We start from the raw sequence: 18,342 nt of genomic DNA, 5'->3' as shown, positions 1-18,342 counted from the left end.
TTAGCGCCGAGAAGTTTTGAGGGCTATTTTGGACTGAGGGTATTAAATTATTTGAGAAGTAGGTATGCCAAAGTGTCGGCATGCCTCTTCTTGCTATTAAGTTTGAGGAGGTAGTCAATAGGATGGGGCAATGGTTATTTGACAAGGGCGATCGACTTTTATTTATGGGTGACTCCATCACCGATAGTAACCGTTTATATGAGGCGATGCCGGCAGGTTGGGGTTCATGGGGAGACGGTTATGTCAATTTGTTGAATGCGTATACGACGGCTTTGTTGCCAGAAGAAGCGTTAATGGTGGTCAATCGGGGAGTAAGTGGCAATACAATTGTTGATTTAGGGCAGCGTTGGTCAGCAGATGCTTTGGCGTTTAATGCTGATTGGATTACGGTCATGATTGGTGTGAATGATGTCTGGCGTCATTTCGATGGGACATTTGCCCAAGTGCCGCTTGTGTCCATTGAGGAGTTTGAGGCGTGCTACCGTCGTTTGTTAGACCAAACGATACCGACAGTTAAGGGGATGATTCTGTTGTCGCCTTTTATGGTGGAGAGTCATTTGGAGGATGCGATGCGTCAGCAAGTTGATGCTTATCGGGGTGTTGTTGAGAAATTAGCGGAGGAATATCAACTTCCCTATGGCAATGTTCAGGCGAAGGTGGACGAGTTTTTGCGTCATCAGTCGTCTTACGTGTTAAGTAGCGACCGTGTGCATCCTTCTTTGGCAGGGCATTTGTTAATTGCACAAACATGGCTTGAAACTGTGGGCATAAAGGAGACTAACCGATGATAACAATGGATCAGATTAAACAAGTGGCTAATCAGGGGCCTTATACGCCGGATTGGCAGTCTTTAGGTAAGTTTGAGATACCGGCTTGGTTCAAGGGTGCCAAGTTTGGGATTTTCATTCACTGGGGCTTGTATAGTGTGCCGGCTTTTAATAATGAATGGTATTCGCGGAACATGTATATTGAGGACCATCCTGAATTTGCGCATCACGTGGAGACATATGGACCGCACAAGGAATTTGGATATAAAGAGTTTATTCCGATGTTTACTGCGGAAAAATTTGCAGCGAAGGAATGGGCAGACTTGTTGAAAAAGGCGGGTGCTCAGTATGTCTTCCAAGTGGCCGAACATCATGATGGGTTTCAAATGTATGACAGTCAGTTGTCTGATTGGAACGTGGTGAAGATGGGACCGAAGAAGGATATTCTTGGAGAATTAAAGACGGCCTTTGAAGAGGTCGATCTACATTTTTGTACGTCATCCCATCGGGCCGAGCATTGGTTCTTTATGGGGCATGGTCAAGAATTTGACAGCGACATCAAAGAGCCGATGGAAAAAGGCGATTTTTATTGGCCAGCCATGCCAGAGCCGGATAATCAAGATTTATTTAGTCAACCTTATCCAAGTGACGAGTATTTAGAAGATTGGTTATTTAGAACGGTAGAATTAATTGATAATTATCAACCGGAGCTGTTGTACTTTGATTGGTGGATTCAACACGATGCTTTTAAAGAACACTTACAATTGCTAGCGGCCTATTATTATAATCGTGGCATTGAGTGGGGCAAGCCCGTCGGTATTTGTTATAAGCATGATGCGATGATGTTTGGTAGCGGCATTGTTGAAATTGAGCGCGGGAAATTTGCGGAAGCTCAACCCTTTTACTGGCAAACGGATACGGCAATTGCTCGAAACTCATGGTGTTACACGTCTACTTTGGATTACAAAGAGACAAAGGAGATTCTTCATGATTTAATTGAAGTTGTCAGCAAAAATGGGAACTTATTATTGAATGTGGGGCCCAAAGGTGATGGTTCGATTCCAGCAAAAGATCAACAGATTTTAGAAGATATTGGCGCTTGGCTGGCAGTCAATGGGGAAGGAATTTATGATAGCAAGCCTTGGCGTCAGTCTGGTGAGGGGCCAACGGAAGTCTTTTCTGGTCAATTCCAAGAGGCTAATGTGAAGTCTTATACGTCTGAAGACATTCGTTTTACTGTTAAAGGGGAAGCCTTGTATGCTTTTGTATTAGAGGCACCAACAGATGGTACAGTGGTGATTCGTTCACTCGCTGAATCTGCTGATCAAAATAAACCTGAATTCCACGGTATTCTTCAAGCTGTTGAAGTACTGGGTTATGAGGGGGAGCTTTCGTGGACTAAAGATCACGAGGGTTTGCATATTCAATGTCCGGAGCTACGAAGTGAATTACCGGTTGTATGTAAGATTACGATGAAGTAGCGTGACGTTTGGTTAGTTTGGTTGACTAGGTTGTGGAGTGTTTGGCAGGGCTAGGCTTGTTTGACTAGGTTGGTTTGCTTGGCTTTTCTGGTGTGTGCTGTTCTTCAGGCTGGGGCTAAAAGTGTGGGAGTGTTGCTTGAGAGGTCCTAACGGAATGAAACGGAAGTAGGATGGTCCATAGCACTTGAGTGACATTGATCTGGTTTTGTTTGCATGAAAGCCTTAATTCTAAACAAGACTGCAAGCATTTGATAATCAGCCGAGCTCACTCTAATACCACTGCTTGTGTTTATTTTTAAAAAATAATTTAATGAATAGCCATTAAACTCGTATCAAGTGGAGTTTTATGGCTCTTTGTGCTGCCTTGAAATACGTCTTTAGATCGGCGATATGGCGCTTGTTGAAAGCGCTTAGTAAATAAATTTACTAAAAAATAAAAAAGCTAGCTGTTTTTTGATAAAGGAGGAAACTCTTTTGCTATGATAAGGATGTAGAAAGCGATTACATTCAGTGGTAAAAGAAAGGAAGGAAAAAATGAAGAAGTTCGGTAAAGTAGTGTTAGGTTCAATGTTAGCTTTGGGAGGTCTATTGTCAAACGTTGCGGTAAGTCCAGTAAAGGCACAAGAGGAATATGATTTAGTTGTGTGGGAAGATGTTTATAAAAGTAATGGTATCACACCGGCAGTCGAGCAGTTTGAAGCAGAACATGGCGTGAATATTCTAGTGATTGAAAAAACCTATGCTCAGCAATTGGAGGATTTACGTTTAGACGGGCCAGCAGGTTCAGGACCAGATGTTTTCACAATGCCAGCAGATCAAATTGGGACAGCGGTTGTTGAAGGCTTAGTAAAAGAAGTCAATGCAGATGACAATGTCAAAGCTAGTTTTACTGAATCTTCAATTCAATCGCAAATAGTTGATGGTAAATTGTACGGCTTACCTAAATCAGTTGAGACTCAAATATTATTCTATAATAAAGATTTGATTGCTGAAGAAGATTTGCCTGACACGTTAGAAGGTTGGTATGAACTGTCACAAAATAATACGCCAGAGTCCTTCGCCTTCTTAGCTTTATTTGATTCCTTATATAATACGATGGGGGTCATTGGCGGTTATGGTGGCTACATTTTTAACCAAGATGAGAATGGTAATTATTTGCCAGAAGATATTGGTTTAAATAATGAAGGAGCGGTAGAAGCGGTTAATTACGTGTCTAAATTTTATACAGAAGGCTTATTCCCAGATGGTATCATCGGTGAGCAAGGGATCAATGTACTGGAAGCCTTATTTGTTGAAGGTCGTGTTCAAGCTATAATATCAGGACCATGGAACCTAGAACCATTCACTTCTGCCGGTTTAAACTTTGGGGTTAAAGAATTGCCAATCTTACCAAATGGTGAACATATGCAATCTGTGGCTGGCGTCAAGAGTTATAACATTTCATCATATAGCAAGAATCCAGAGTTAGCTGAAGAATTCCTTTTATTTATTACCAATGAAGAAAATTCATTAGTGCGTTATGAAGAAACACTCGAAGCACCAGCGGTGTTGGCTTTATCTGACCACCCAAGTGTCGTTGAGAATGATGCAGCTGAAGCGATTGCCTTACAATCTGAGCATGCCCAATTAGTTCCAGGGATTGTTGAAATGAACGAAGTTTGGAACTCAATGGACCCAGCTTTACAAATCGTGATGAATGGGCAATCAAGCGCTCAAGAAGCTTTAGATATTGCTGTTCAACAAATTATTATGACGAATCAAGCTTTACAGTAAAAGTGGTAGATTGGAAGAGGTGGAAGTAAATGAAAGACACAAAAGCACCTGTCAGTGCCGTGCTCTCTTTGATCCCTGGTTTAGGGCAACTCTATAATCGGCAATATGTAAAAGGCTTGATAATGTTTAGTCTCTTTACAGCATTTGCGCTTGTCTTTAGCGACTTTTTCCAAACTGGCATCTGGGGTTTAGCTACTCTGGGAACGGAAGTTCCCAGAGATAACTCCATCTTTTTATTGTCAGAAGGCTTAGTTGCTTTAATTATTACTGGCATTGCTGTCATCTTCTATGTCTTGAATATTCGAGATGCTTATCTCAATGGTCAGCGCTTGAGCCAAGGCAAAGAGGTAAACTCAATTCGTGGTACTTACCACGCGATTTTAAACGAAGGCTATCCTTACTTATTAACAGGACCAGCTTTCTTCGTGTTATTATTTTCAGTTATTTTTCCTATTTTGTTCACAGTCTCTCTAGCCTTTACTAATTATGATTTATATCATTCTGCACCGGCTAATTTGGCCGATTGGGTTGGTTTAGAGACGTTTGCCAAGATTTTTTCTGTTGATATTTGGCGAAATACTTTTGTGAATGTATTAGGTTGGACGGTTGTGTGGACGTTAGCGGCTTCTACATTACAAGTATCAGTAGGTATTTTATTGGCAGTTATTGTAAACCAGAAACGAGTCAAAGCAAAGAAATTCATCCGCACAATTTTTATGTTACCTTGGGCTGTTCCAGGATTTGTGACAATCCTTATTTTTGGGGGATTATTCAATGATTCTTTTGGAGCAATCAATAATCAAATTTTAGCAAGTGTTGGTATTGATCCAATTTCTTGGCTGACAGATCCTAATTGGACGAGAATCGCCTTGTTGTTAATTCAGACTTGGCTCGGTTTCCCTTATATTTTCTTGGTGACGACTGGGACTTTGCAGTCAATACCTGAAGAATTATATGAAGCAGCAGTCATGGATGGCGCTAGCGCTTGGCAGCAGTTTAGACGGATTACATTGCCAATTATTCTCTATTCAATGACACCGATTATCATTACACAATATACGTTTAATTTTAATAATTTCAATATTATTTACCTATTCAACGGTGGTGGGCCGGCGGTGCTCGGGTCGAATGCAGGCGGAACAGATATCTTAGTGTCCTGGATTTATAAACTGACCATGCAGAATAGCCAATATGCCTTGGCTGCAGCACTAACCATTCTATTGTCCATCTTTGTGATTATCATTGCCTTATGGCAATTCAGACGTTCAAACTCATTTAAGGAGGTGCAATAATGACAAGTAGAGTAAGAAATAGTAGGAAAAAACCATTTAATAGTTCTCTCTTTTTCTCTTATCTGCTTATTTCGATCGTTATTGTCATTATTCTGTACCCAATTTTATGGACGATTGGAGCTAGTTTTAATCCGGGTAATAGTCTAATAAGTACGAGCATGATACCTAAAAATCCGACGACAGAACACTATCAAGCTTTATTTCAGAACGAAGGCACGCTGCAGTATCTGAATTGGTTTAAAAACTCGATTATTGTTTCTTTATCAACGATGGTATTATCAACCATCTCAGTTACGTTTACAGCTTATGCTTTTTCACGGTTTCGTTTTAAGGGACGCAAGAATAGCCTCATGTTGTTTATGCTACTGCAGATGATTCCCCAATTTTCGGCACTTATTGCCATATTTGTTTTAGGACAAATGCTTGGATTGATTAATAATCATCTCTTTTTAGTTTTTATTTATGTAGGCGGACAGATTCCGATGAATACTTATTTAATGAAAGGCTATTTTGATACGATTCCTTTATCATTGGATGAAAGTGCCAAAATCGATGGAGCTAGTCCGACGAGGATATTAATGAATATTCTGCTTCCTTTATCGAAACCAATGCTTTCGGTAGTCGCTATAAATGGTTTCACCGGGCCCTTAGGGGACTTTGCCTTATCATCGGTTGTATTAAGAAATGTTGAAAGTTACACATTACCATTAGGCTTGTATCAGTTAGTGACCAATCCAATGACAGCTAGTTATACTAAGTTTGCGGCAGGCTCTATTTTGATTAGTGTGCCTGTAGTAATCATATTCCTGTTATTCCAAGAAAACTTTGTATCAGGACTAACAGCAGGTGGGACGAAAGGATAGAAAGACAAATGAAATTATTACATGGTGGAGATTATTTCCCAGAACAGTGGCAAACACAACCTGAAACAATTAAAGAGGACTTTGCTTATTTTAAGCAAGCGAATATTAATACAGTCACAGTTGGAATGTTTGCTTGGTCTATATTAGAACCTGAAGAAGACCACTTTAACTTTGCTTGGCTAGATCAAGTATTTGATTTGGCTGAAGAGAATGGGATAAAGGTGATTTTAGGAACACCTTCCGGTGCTCGCCCTAATTGGTTAGCTAGTAAATATCCGGATGTCTTGCGAGTGAATTCGCGTTTAGAGAGGAATCTCTTTGGAGGTCGACACAATCATTGCTTTACTTCTGTGAATTATCGGGAACGTGTGCGTATAGTTAATGAAAAATTAGCGGAACGCTATGGTCAGCGAGAGAGTTTATTGATGTGGCATCTATCCAATGAATATTCAGGAGAATGTCATTGTGAGCAATGTCAATCAGCTTTTCGACACTGGATGCAGGAGAAGTATGGTACGCTCGACGCTGTGAATCAAGCGTATTGGAATACGTTCTGGAGCCACACCTATACGGACTGGCAGCAGATTCACTCACCAACAGAAGTTGGAGAAATGGCCGTCCATGCTCTCAATTTAGATTGGCGTCGTTTCGTTACGGATCAAACGATTGATTTTTATTTACATGAAAAAGCGGCCTTACAACGTTATTCTGATGATGTGCTAGTTACGACTAACTTTATGGCTGATACGGAGCATCTGATTCCGTTTCAAGCGTTAGATTATTCCAAATTTTCTCAAGTAGTGGATGTAGTTACTTGGGACTGTTATCCTGCTTGGCATAATGATTGGGAGTCAGAGGCAAACTTAGCGTTAAAAGTTGGCTTCATCAATGATTTATATCGTAGTTTAAAAGAGCAACCATTTCTAATCATGGAATCATCCCCTAGCTTTGTCAATTGGCATGATGTCAATCGACCTAAGCGTCCAGGCATGCATCAATTGGCGTCAATGCAACTATTAGCGCATGGCTCGGATAGTGTTTTGTATTTCCAAATGCGTGCATCCAAAGGTTCTTCGGAGAAATTCCATGGGTCGGTCATTGGGCACGTTCCACCTGAACGCAATCGAGTTTACCAAGAAGTAGCGACGCTAGGGCAACGCATGGCTGAATTGGATGGCCTGGTGGGTAGTATGAAACAGTCTGAAGTAGCTATCTATTATGATTGGGAGAATGACTGGGCCTTACAAGATATTCAAGGCTTCTCAAAGACAGGTATGCATTATCACCGTACTTTACATGATCATTACCGTCCGTTTTGGCAGCAAGATGTGAATGTTGATGTGATTACGAAGAATAATGCGTTTGAAGGATACAAGCTGTTAATTATGCCAATGGTTTATTTACACTCTGAGGACTTACTGGAGAAAATCCAGACGTTCGTTAAATCGGGTGGGACGGTAGTATATACATACTTGTCTGGCATGGCGAATGAGACAGATTTAGTATACGAAGGTGGAACACTAGCAGGTCTACAAGATTTATTAGGCGTGATCATTAATGAAACAGATGTTTATTATCCGAGTCAGACCAATCAACTGCTTTTAGGTGACGCTACCTATCAAGTCCATGATTATGCGATAGTTTTTGAAAGGACTAGTGCCGAAGCGATGGCTTATTATGGCAGTGATTTCTATCAAGGTGAGGCTGCAGTTTCAGTGAATCATTATGGAGACGGGCAAGCATATTACATTGGTGCACGAACAGGTGATGATTTCTTAGCGACGTTTTATACTGATTTGTTGGAGCAACTGAATATTTCGAGCAACAGTTCAACTAAAACATCGCAAGATGTGTCAGTTCAAACGCGCGAAGCAATTGATGGTACTGTATATTATTTCGCCATGAATTTCTCTAATCAACTTCAATCGGTTGAATTGTCTCCCAATTTGGTGGATGTTTCAACAGGGCAAGAAGTCGAGACGTCACTTGATTTACAAGCCTTTGAAGTAAAGGTATTAATCAGTAAAACATAAGAAGTTTGAGAGATTCTCTTACAAGGCGGTATAATTTGCCTTGTAAGAGTTCTTTTTTATTGGACGAATTCGGTGTCTTAAAGGTGAGATTGTATGAAGGCGTTGAAATTGACATATCGATGATGATAGATATAATGAAAGTATAAATATAAACAAGAAGGGATAAGCAAACAGGTTTCATTTTTAGGTAATGGTCGGCCTTGTGGCTTGTTAGAAGTTGTTGTCGGATGAAGAGCTAGTCGCACAGTTGCTTTATCTTTTGAAAAAGGTATTTACAACGGGGATGAGTATAATATGAAGGAATTCGGGTAATCTTATGAAAACGATCGAAATTTTTAAAGCTTTAGCAAATAAGAACCGTCTACAAATAATCTTTTGGCTGAGAAATCCCGAGGACTATTTTGTCCATGAATCGGGTGTTGATATGCGTGAAGTTGGCGTGTGTGTCAGTGAAATTCAACGCTTATTAGGATTGACACAATCGACGACGTCGCATTACCTGTCAATGATGAGTCAGGCGGATTTGCTGATAGTCAATCGAATCGGAAAGTGGACGTATTATCGTCGGAATGAAGAGACGATAGCAAAGTTACAAGATTATATAGGCCAAGAGTTGTAGGCACATTGTTGCAACAGTGTGCTAAATTTTTATCAGGGTACATCGAAGATTGTCGATGTGACAGCGTGACAATTGTGTGCGTTTATAAATGAAAAGGAGCTTAATCAATGAAAAAACTTACAGATACAGTGACATTACGTCATGGTGCAGAATTATCCAATCGAATCGCAATGGCCCCTATGCAGTCGCATTCTGGAAGACGCGGCGGCTTTGTGTCGGACGATACACTGCGCTATTATTCAGCACGTTCTCAAGCGGCTGGTTTGTTGTTAACAGAGTTTCATTATGTGAGTGAGAATGGTGGTCCAGCTTATGTTCCTGGTTATCCGGAACAATTGGGTGCTTATTCAGATGACCATCTTGAAGGCTTAACCAAATTGGCAGCGACTTTAAAGAAAGATGGCAATAAAGCAATCTTACAAATTCATCATGGCGGACGTGAAGCTAGAGGTAGAGCGGTTAGTGGAGAAGATGTTGTTGCACCGAGTGGGATTGATTTTTCATTCTTAAAGTATCCAGTTCGTGAATTAACTTTGGACGAGATTGACGAGATTATCGCAGATTTTGGTCGCGCAACTAAACGTGCGATTCAAGCAGGTTTTGATGGTGTCGAGATTCACGGTGCTAATCACTATTTGCTGCAACAATTTTTCTCATCTTTTTCCAATGTTCGTGAGGACAAATGGGGTGGCAGCTTAGAAAAACGGATGGCTTTCCCCTTAGCAGTAGTGAAAGAAGTGAAAAGAGTCATTGCTGAAGAAGGACCTGCCGATTTTATTGTAGGTTATCGTCTAAGTCCAGAAGAAATTCATGAGCCAAATGTTGGCTACACTTATGAGGAAGCGACTCAATTAGTGTCTGAAATTGTAAAAAATGAATTAGATTACATTCATTTGTCCTTATATGGAGGCTATGCTTCTTCGCCTCAAGGAACGGATAAAACTTTCGTAGAGCTGTTTAAAGAAGTACTGGATGACGAGACTAAATTATTAGCGGTGGGTGGCGTATTAAGTGAAGAGAGTGCACGTGACGCTATAGAAAAGTCAGCTGATATTGTAGTCGTAGGACGTGGGACGTTAATTGATCCGCAGTTTGCTAAGAAAGTGGTTGAAGGTAGAGGGCATGAAATTTTCCATGAATTAACGGCTGAAAATATTGATTACGTTCAGTGGACCGAGGGATTAAAAGAGGCATTCAGTCGTGATGACTCTCTGGGTCTACCACCATTACCTGGAGGAGACTCGATCCGTCATCTGCATACTGGTCGTTACGATATGTTTAGAGAGGTTTTATAAATAACTGGTTAAATAGGTGAATGTTAAGTTTTTTGTGAAAACCATTGGTAATGATCGACACATTGAATGAAAACAATAAACCCAGGCAGAGTTAGATTATGTTCTAACTCTGTCTGGGCTTTTTATTGTAAATTGCTATGGTTCACGGCGTGGATTAGGCTTGGAAGCTATCACCTTCGGATAGCATCGAGCCTATTAAGACATTTTTGCTGATTTTTCTATGGCTCGTTAGTTGTTCGTATAGCAAATTAATCGCAGTCCGTGAGATTTCTGGAATATCTATTGCAAAACTCGCCAAAGTTAGCAGGTTATCTTGAGAAGGGGCCTTATTATTAATGCTGATTATCTCTAAATCTTCTGGAATTTTTATAGGATGTTGTTCCAAAATCTGTAGCACTCCGAGCGCAATGGTGTCCGAAGCGATTAGGATGGCTTCGGGCAATGTATCCTTCTCTAAAGATTGCAGCATCTCATGGGCTAATTTTCTCCCACTCTCGATAGAGAATTTCCCGCCTGAAAAAATATATTTCTCTTGTAATAAGTTATAAGAATTTAAATAATGACGAAAATAACTCTCTCTAATATCGCGAGATTCTACCGAGTGATCGGGTGAGAAATACGATCCACCGATAAAACCAATCTTACGATAACCTTTATCAAGGAACAAACGAATCGCTTTCTTGGTGATATATTCCAGGTCAGGATTGACTGTATCGAATTTATTCTGAAAGTGTTGTGCTTCAACAAAGACGCCGTATTCGAAGTTTTTCTCTAGTATTTCAAGGTCAAGCATGCTGAAGGAACCTACCGCAATAAAAGCATCATATGTTCTTAAGTAATGTGGATCTAATTTTCCTTTTCGTAGAATGGTCAGTGAGAAATGCTTGTTTCGAGCAAATTGATCCAGTTGCTGATGCATTTCTAGAAAATATTCATCTTGAAGTTCCTCATTTTCAGAAATCCAATATAGGAGTAGTACTCTATCGAATGCAAAATTTATCTTTTCAAGTGGGTAGCCGAGCTGCATCGCAGTATCAAAAATAATCTTTTTAGATTGTGGCCGAATGGACAGGGTCGGATCGTTTTTAAACAAGCGAGAGATAGTAGCTGGAGAATAGCCGGAAGCCTTTGCAATATCATTTAGCGTTACCATTGTATCACCTACTTTTAGTTGAATATCTTAAAAAAAAGCTTTCTATCCCATAGTATAACATAGAGCAAGAGTATGGAAGAATAGGGAGGGGAGAAAGAATAGGAAAAAATGAAGATGCTGTGATTAGAGTCTTATGATTGGCTGATATATTTTTGTAAGTGGGGAAGGATTGGCGTGATCATAATGCTTTCTTGAGGGGGTGGGGCAAATTTTATTAAAGAGTAGTTGTTGGAGGCCAATAGTGTCTTCAAGTTTAAATAACTAAGGACACTAGGTATAAAATATGAAAAATTTGTTACTGAAATTTCACGTGGAGGCTTCGGCAGAAAATTTTTAAGTTTTAACGTGTTAACTCAAACCTCGAGTCGACACATTAGAATTGAATTTTGGCGAAATATGAAGATTTTCAGAGAATATCACGAAAATTGGTCTCCTGACACCCACCCAAGCACCAGCCACCTTCACCTCCAAAGCACTATTTAAAAAGCTAGCCCCCCAAACTGCACCTTTCATTTTACTACCAATCACACACTCCCAACCCATCATCCCAATCCCTCCACCACCAACTATTTTCCTATCCCATCATTCATTCACCCAAAAGACTAAATAGCTAATTTTTAGGGTAAGAAGTCTAATTTAGACGTTCAAACTGAAAGCGGTATCAAATAGACTTATAGTGAAGTGTCATGTCGGAAGAACAAACAGTTTAACTGCTCATTTAGAGAAATTGAAGAGAGTTAATGATGAAGAGGAGCCTTAGATATGAAGTATGAAAACCCAGTAATCCGTGGTTTTAATCCGGATCCAAGTATTTGTAGAGTGGGCGAGGATTTTTATCTTGCGACCAGTACGTTTGAATATTTTCCAGGTATCCCCATTTTCCATAGTCGCAATCTAGTAGATTGGGAACTGATTGGCCACGGCATCAGTCGTCCAGATCAGTTAACCTTATCGAATGAGATGCCCAATGCCCTAGGGCTGTATGCACCAACCTTACGACACCATAAGGGTAGATTTTACTTATTGTGTACGAATGTGTCGACGCGTGATTATGAGTCAGGGAACTTCCTTTTATGGACGGACGATATTCATGGCGAGTGGTCAGATCCAATTTGGTTAGATGTGCCAGGCATTGATCCGTCTTTATTTATAGATGATGATGGGACCGTTTATTATAATGGGACCCACGAAGAAATCTATGTGTGTGAACTTGATTTAGAAACTGGACAAACAGGTCCACGTGTGAATATTTGGACCGGTTCAGGTGGCCGTGATCCAGAAGGACCTCATATTTACAAAAAAGATGGCTACTACTACTTACTACTGGCTGAAGGTGGCACGACTTATGAACATATGATTACTATGGCCCGCAGTCGTCACTTAACCGGACCCTATGAGTCATACGCACACAATCCGGTCTTAACCAACCGCTCACTAGCCAATGAGATTCGAGCAGTAGGACATGCAGATCTATTCCAAGATCAACACGGTGCTTGGTGGTCAGTCTGCTTAGGCATCCGTTCCTTACCGGCTTTCCCAGTGCGACATAACTTGGGACGCGAGGTGTCCTTAACACCTGTCACATGGGAAGAAGGCCAATGGCCAGTCTTTGGAAAGAATGGGACATTGGAGACAGAAATCGAAGCTCAATTACCTGCTCCACGCGAGAATAAGACTGAAGTACGTCCGGCGAGTTTTAATGATTTAAATTGGACTTATTTATTTAGTAAAAATGACGAGCTGATCAAAGTGGCTCAAGATGGGCAGTTAGAATTATTAGGCAATGAAGCTAACCTAGCGAGCCAAAAAGAAATGGCTTGGTATGGTCGTCGTCAAGAAGAGTTTACCTTTACAGCAACCGCAAGTTTGAAGCTACCAGAACTTGAATTGAATCAAGAAGTGGGTATGACTATTTTTATGAATGCTAAGCATCATTACAACATTGCGGTTAAACGACTTGAGACAGGCAATGTCGTCTTCTCTAATTTACAAATTGGTCCACTAAGCGGAGTTCAAGCACAAACTGCTTACACGGGTGAGTCGATTATTCTACAAATTAGTGGGACACCGAAAGATTATCATATGGCTTACGGAACAGATTTAGATAACTTGACGCAATTAGGTCAAGCAGAGGTGAAATATCTAACGACTGAAGTCGGTGGTGCCTTTACTGGCAACTTCCTAGCTCTTTATGCTAGTGGGAATGGTCAGCAGAGTCAAACACCTGTCACAGTCGAGTGGTTTACTTATCAGTAGTTGGAGGGGTTAAGCATGGTTTATGTATGCTTTGATATTGGAGGAACACTCATTAAGCACGCTGTCTATAGTATAGACGGGCAATTACAAGCAAGTGGCGACTACCAAACGCCGCTAAGTTCAAAGGACTATTTTTATCAAAGGCTTGTTGAACAAATTAAACTGTATGAGGAAACTTATACGATTGCCGGGATTGGGCTGAGTATGCCAGGTTTTATTGATCCTAAAAGGGGGCATGCTTTAACGGCTGGGGCTTTATATGAACTGTATGATGAAGATATTCTTGCCGGGATTCAAGCTGGTCTGGATAAAACTTATCCAATGGCGATTGAAAATGATGCAAATTGTGCTGCTTTAGCAGAACAAATGAGTGGTCATGCGGTTGGTCTGGAGAATTTTTTGTTAATTACGATTGGCACTGGTATTGGAGGGGCGATTGTTTTAAATGGTCAACTTTACCGGGGGAATACCTTTAGGGCTGGTGAGTTTGGGCAGATGCATATCGATGTCTCGAAGAATCCTTACACCACAACCCACGAATTAGCTGCCACAAGTGCGCTAGTGAAAGCCTATAAAGAACACAAGCAATTAGACGAGAGTGTCTATGTGGACGCCAGAGATATTTTGTCAGAAATGGCAATGAATGCTGCGGTCAAGGAAGTCTTTGATCAATGGCTCGCTTATTTGGCCGCCGTTATTTTTAATGCATCGACTTTCTTTAATCCAGAGAAGATTTTATTAGGTGGTGGCATTAGCGCTAATCCAGATTTGCTTCCTGCCATTGAAGCGCAATTAAATAAAGACCCAAACTGGGAGGACATGCGTTGTCAGCTATTGGCTTGTAAATATTATAACGAAGCAGGCTTGCGCGGTGCGCTAGGTCTGATTAAACAAACAGTGGAATTAAGAGAGGAGCATTAAATGTTTTACGATAAGCTAGATGAATTTCCAAAAGATTTTCTCTGGGGGGCTGCATCGGCAGCCTACCAAGTGGAGGGCGCCTTTGATACAGACGGTAAAGGGCCTTCTATCTGGGATAGTTTTTCAAAAATTCCAGGCAAAACCTTTATTGGAACCAATGGTGATGTAGCGGTTGATCATTATCACCGTTACAAAGAGGATGTCGCCTTGATGGCAGAGATGGGGCTAAAAGCTTACCGTTTTTCAGTGGCTTGGTCACGTGTCGTTCCAGATGGTGAAGGGCCTGTTAATCCAGCTGGCTTGCAATTTTATATTGACTTAGTAGATGAACTCATTCAACACGGCGTTGAACCTGTGCTGACCCTTTATCACTGGGACTTGCCACAAGCCCTGCAGGATAAATATGGCGGTTGGGAGTCGCGTGAATTGATACCGGCCTTTAAAGAATATTGCCGGATTTTGTTTGAAGCATTAGGCGATAAAGTGAAGTACTGGGTAACCTTTAATGAACAAAATGTCTTTACAGCGATGGGATATCGTTGGGAAAGTCATCCACCAAATGTGTCAGATTTAAAACGGATGTATCAAGCCAATCATGTCATTAATTTAGCGAATGCGGCAGCTATTCAGCTGTTTCATGACTTAGTACCGCAAGGAAAGATTGGCCCAAGTTTTGGCTATGGTCCGACTTACGCTTTGAATGCTCGTCCAGAGAATATTCTGGCAGCAGTCAACAGTCATGAAGCCAATAATCGTTGGTGGATGGATGTTTATTGTAAAGGAACCTATCCTAAATTTATGTATAAACAATTGAGTCGTTTAGGGATTGCACCAGAAGTGACAGCCGCCGATCACGACTTATTAACGAGTGCCAAGCCAGATTTCTTAGGGATTAACTACTATCACGGCGGTACTGTTCGTGAAAACCGCATCGAGAATACGAGCGAGACGGATGTAGTGAAGAAAGAGTTCTCTGCCATTGATCCTTACTTAATGCAACCCAAAGAAGAACAAGCACAGTCACCTGAAGTCCCAATGTTTGAAGCCGTGTCTAATCCACATTTGAAAACAACTGACTGGGGTTGGGAGATTGATCCTGTTGGCTTTAGAGTGGCTCTGCGAGAAGTCTATGCAGAATATGACTTGCCTATTTTTGTTACTGAAAATGGCTTAGGGGCCATTGATGTGTTAGAAGAAGATGGTTCGATTCAAGACGATGGCCGTATTGAGTATTTAAAAGCGCATATTTTGGAAGTTCAAAAAGCAATGACAGATGGTGTAGAGATGATCGGTTACTGTGCGTGGTCATTCACCGATTTATTAAGCTGGTTGAACGGCTATAAGAAACGTTACGGCTTTGTGTACGTTAATCGAGATGAAGCCAGTGAAAAAGATTTAGCGCGGATACCTAAGAAGAGTTTCTATTGGTATCAAGACTTGATTGCCACGAACGGCGCAAATCTCAATCAATAAATCTCAATCAGCAAATCCCAACAATAAATCTCAACTAATAAAGCACAACCAACAAATTTCAACAACAAATAAAGAAAAAAATTAAACCGAAAGAAAGAGGGAATTAAATGAAGTATTCAAATGGTGGATGGTTATTTAAAGACGGCTATGAAGTGAGCTTTCCAGCCCATGTTTATACGACGCGTTCAACGGAAGAGACGCTAATTTTATATGCACCTTTCAAATATACGAGCCATAAAGGCATGTCCTTAGATGGTGGTATGATGACAATTGAAGTGACAGCACCACGTCCAAATATTATTGGCGTCAAAGCCTATCATCATAAAGGTGCGATCAATCATGGACCAGATTTCGAATTGTATAAGGATTTAGTAGAGGCTGAAATTTCAGAAACTGACGAGGCTTATGTCTTTTCGAATGGTGATTTATCACTTGAAGCAAGTAAAGGTGAAGGTTTCAACTTAAAGTTCTTATATAAAGGCAAGTTATTAACTGAAAGTAAACCTCGCGGCCAAGCTTATGTGATCGATGATAAGCAACAAGCACATATTAGTGACCAATTAGAGATTGGTGTTGGAGAATTAATTTATGGCTTGGGCGAGCGCTTTTCACCCTTCGTAAAAAATGGTCAAACAGTTGATATTTGGAACGAAGATGGTGGAACAGGCACGGAACAAGCTTATAAAAACATTCCCTTCTATATTAGTAACCGTGGTTATGGTGTGTTCGTTGACTCGCCGGATAAAGTGAGTTTTGAAGTAGCCAGTGAGAAAGTATCGAAAGTTCAATTCAGCGTGCCAGGCGAAACGATGCAGTATTACATCATTGCGGGGGACGACTTAAAAGAAGTTTTACAACATTATACATCCTTTACAGGTAAACCAGCTTTCCCACCAGCTTGGTCATACGGCTTATGGTTAAGTACATCTTTCCTAACGGACTATGATGAAGCGACGGTCACACAATTTGTGGATGGCATGAGCGAGCGTGATATTCCCTTAGAAGTCTTCCACTTTGACTGTTTGTGGATGGAAGAATTTGAGTGGAGTAACTTTACGTGGGACGAACGTACCTTCCCAGACCCAGAAAAAATGTTAGCTCGCTTGAAAGACAAAGGGCTGAAAATTTGTGTCTGGATCAACCCTTATGTAGGTCAAAAATCACCGATGTTCGAAGAGGGCATGGAGCATGGTTACTTTATTAAACGTGCCAATGGCGATGTTTGGCAATGGGATAAATGGCAAGCAGGTCTGGCAGTTGTCGACTTTACAAACCCAGCAGCTGTCAAATGGTACCGTGACAAGTTGAGTGCTTTAATAGATATGGGCGTGGATAGCTTTAAGACCGACTTCGGTGAGCGAATTCCAGTAGACTGTGTCTATCACGATGGCTCAGATCCACACCGTATGCACAACTACTATACGCAATTATATAACCAAATTGTCTTTGATTTATTAGTTGAACGACGTGGTGAAAAAGAAGCCGTCTTATTCGCTCGTTCAGCCACAGTCGGTGGTCAAAAATTCCCTGTTCACTGGGGTGGTGACAGTACGTCGGATTACCCTTCAATGGCTGAATCATTACGAGCCGGTTTATCCTTCGGGATGAGTGGCTTTGGTTACTGGAGTCATGATATTGGTGGCTTCGAATCAGGCTGTACACCGGATTTATATAAACGTTGGACACAGTTTGGTTTACTATCCTCTCACAGCCGTTACCACGGTAGCTGGGATTATAAAGTGCCATGGTTATATGGGGATGAGGCAGTTGATGTCGCGCGTAAATTTACTAAATTAAAATTAAGTCTCATGCCGTATCTTATTAAAGAGTCGACTTACACGCATGAAACAGGTGTGCCAATGATGCGTTCGATGGTCTTGGAATTCCCAGAAGACTTAGCCACACACACACTCGACCGTCAATACATGCTAGGTGAAGAGTTATTAGTCGCACCGATCTTCAACGAAGAAGGTCACGTTGATTTCTACGTACCTGAGGGCAAATGGACAAATTACTTAACAAATGAAGTGTATGAAGGGCAAAGATTCTATGACCAAACATATGACTACATGACCTTACCACTACTTGTTAAGCCGAATACCCTATTAGCTGAAGGTAATGTGGACAACCAAGCCGAATATGACTATGCCGATGGCGTTACCTTACATGTCTTTGAATTAGCAGAAGGTGCGCAAGCACAAACGGCGATCTATACAAAAGATGGGGACTTAATATCCGAAGTTAAAGCAAGTCGCCAAGACAATACCTTGACGATTGATGCACCAGGCTTAACAAACTTCAATGTCTTGTTGCGTAATATTTCAGATGTTTCAGGTGTTGACGCGCAAGCACACGACCTAGGCGTATTAATCAGTGACCTAGCAACAAACGTCAGCATCACATTAAATTAATTGGG

14 protein-coding genes are annotated in these 18,342 nt (G+C 41.0%); 12 read left to right on the top strand and 2 right to left on the bottom strand.

What is annotated here, in order from left to right:
* Window positions 1–122: 122 nt before the first annotated feature.
* The 8 genes from ACTQ5J_RS06295 to ACTQ5J_RS06260 all read left to right on the top strand — a co-directional run bounded on the left by ACTQ5J_RS06295 (window position 123) and on the right by ACTQ5J_RS06260 (window position 10,123).
* A complete protein-coding gene (locus tag ACTQ5J_RS06295; RefSeq protein ID WP_441751556.1) occupies window positions 123–788 on the top strand; it encodes an SGNH/GDSL hydrolase family protein in 666 nt (221 codons plus the stop codon).
* A complete protein-coding gene (locus ACTQ5J_RS06290; RefSeq protein WP_441751554.1) occupies window positions 785–2,248 on the top strand; it encodes an alpha-L-fucosidase in 1,464 nt (487 codons plus the stop codon). The genes ACTQ5J_RS06295 and ACTQ5J_RS06290 overlap by 4 nt, the downstream gene beginning before the upstream one ends.
* A gap of 534 nt (window positions 2,249–2,782) precedes the next feature.
* Complete coding sequence (locus ACTQ5J_RS06285; RefSeq protein ID WP_441751552.1) at window positions 2,783–4,021, top strand: extracellular solute-binding protein; 1,239 nt, start codon at window positions 2,783–2,785, stop codon at window positions 4,019–4,021.
* 29 nt (window positions 4,022–4,050) lie between these two features.
* A complete protein-coding gene (locus tag ACTQ5J_RS06280) occupies window positions 4,051–5,313 on the top strand; it encodes an ABC transporter permease subunit (RefSeq protein WP_441751550.1) in 1,263 nt (420 codons plus the stop codon).
* A complete protein-coding gene (locus tag ACTQ5J_RS06275; RefSeq protein WP_441751548.1) occupies window positions 5,313–6,176 on the top strand; it encodes a sugar ABC transporter permease in 864 nt (287 codons plus the stop codon). Before ACTQ5J_RS06280 ends, ACTQ5J_RS06275 begins: the two co-directional genes overlap by 1 nt.
* 8 nt (window positions 6,177–6,184) lie before the next feature.
* Window positions 6,185–8,209 (top strand): beta-galactosidase, encoded by a 2,025-nt coding sequence (locus ACTQ5J_RS06270; RefSeq protein ID WP_441751546.1) that lies wholly within the window; start codon window positions 6,185–6,187, stop codon window positions 8,207–8,209.
* A gap of 316 nt (window positions 8,210–8,525) precedes the next feature.
* Window positions 8,526–8,828, top strand: a complete 303-nt coding sequence (locus ACTQ5J_RS06265; RefSeq protein ID WP_441751544.1) for an ArsR/SmtB family transcription factor — start codon at window positions 8,526–8,528, stop codon at window positions 8,826–8,828.
* A 107-nt stretch (window positions 8,829–8,935) separates the two neighbouring features.
* Entirely contained in the window at window positions 8,936–10,123 is a 1,188-nt protein-coding gene (locus tag ACTQ5J_RS06260) for an NADH-dependent flavin oxidoreductase (protein WP_441751542.1), read from the top strand.
* A 154-nt stretch (window positions 10,124–10,277) separates the two neighbouring features.
* Here ACTQ5J_RS06260 and ACTQ5J_RS06255 read toward each other — a convergent pair whose 3' ends face one another.
* Window positions 10,278–11,276 carry a LacI family DNA-binding transcriptional regulator gene (locus tag ACTQ5J_RS06255; RefSeq protein WP_441751540.1) on the bottom strand — a complete coding sequence of 333 codons (999 nt, stop codon included), beginning with the start codon at window positions 11,274–11,276 and terminating at the stop codon, window positions 10,278–10,280.
* Window positions 11,277–11,624: 348 nt separating this feature from the next.
* The gene (locus ACTQ5J_RS06250) at window positions 11,625–11,822 is read right to left on the bottom strand and encodes a hypothetical protein (protein WP_441751538.1); all 198 of its coding nucleotides are present in this window, start codon (window positions 11,820–11,822) and stop codon (window positions 11,625–11,627) included.
* Window positions 11,823–12,038: 216 nt separating this feature from the next.
* Between ACTQ5J_RS06250 and ACTQ5J_RS06245 the strand changes: the two genes are divergently transcribed.
* The 4 genes from ACTQ5J_RS06245 to yicI all read left to right on the top strand — a co-directional run bounded on the left by ACTQ5J_RS06245 (window position 12,039) and on the right by yicI (window position 18,337).
* A complete protein-coding gene (locus ACTQ5J_RS06245; RefSeq protein ID WP_441751536.1) occupies window positions 12,039–13,532 on the top strand; it encodes a glycoside hydrolase family 43 protein in 1,494 nt (497 codons plus the stop codon).
* Window positions 13,533–13,547: 15 nt separating this feature from the next.
* Window positions 13,548–14,453, top strand: a complete 906-nt coding sequence (locus tag ACTQ5J_RS06240) for an ROK family protein (protein WP_441751534.1) — start codon at window positions 13,548–13,550, stop codon at window positions 14,451–14,453.
* Complete coding sequence (locus ACTQ5J_RS06235) at window positions 14,454–15,926, top strand: glycoside hydrolase family 1 protein (protein WP_441751532.1); 1,473 nt, start codon at window positions 14,454–14,456, stop codon at window positions 15,924–15,926.
* A gap of 107 nt (window positions 15,927–16,033) precedes the next feature.
* A complete protein-coding gene (gene yicI, locus ACTQ5J_RS06230) occupies window positions 16,034–18,337 on the top strand; it encodes an alpha-xylosidase (protein WP_441751530.1) in 2,304 nt (767 codons plus the stop codon).
* The last annotated feature ends 5 nt before the right edge of the window (window positions 18,338–18,342 follow it).

It is taken from the genome of Fundicoccus sp. Sow4_F4 (genome assembly GCF_052116145.1).
Taxonomy (GTDB): Bacteria; Bacillota; Bacilli; order Lactobacillales; family Aerococcaceae; genus Fundicoccus.
The sequence above is the reverse complement of the archived record's forward strand: the minus strand, read 5'-3'. Positions and strand labels throughout refer to the sequence as shown.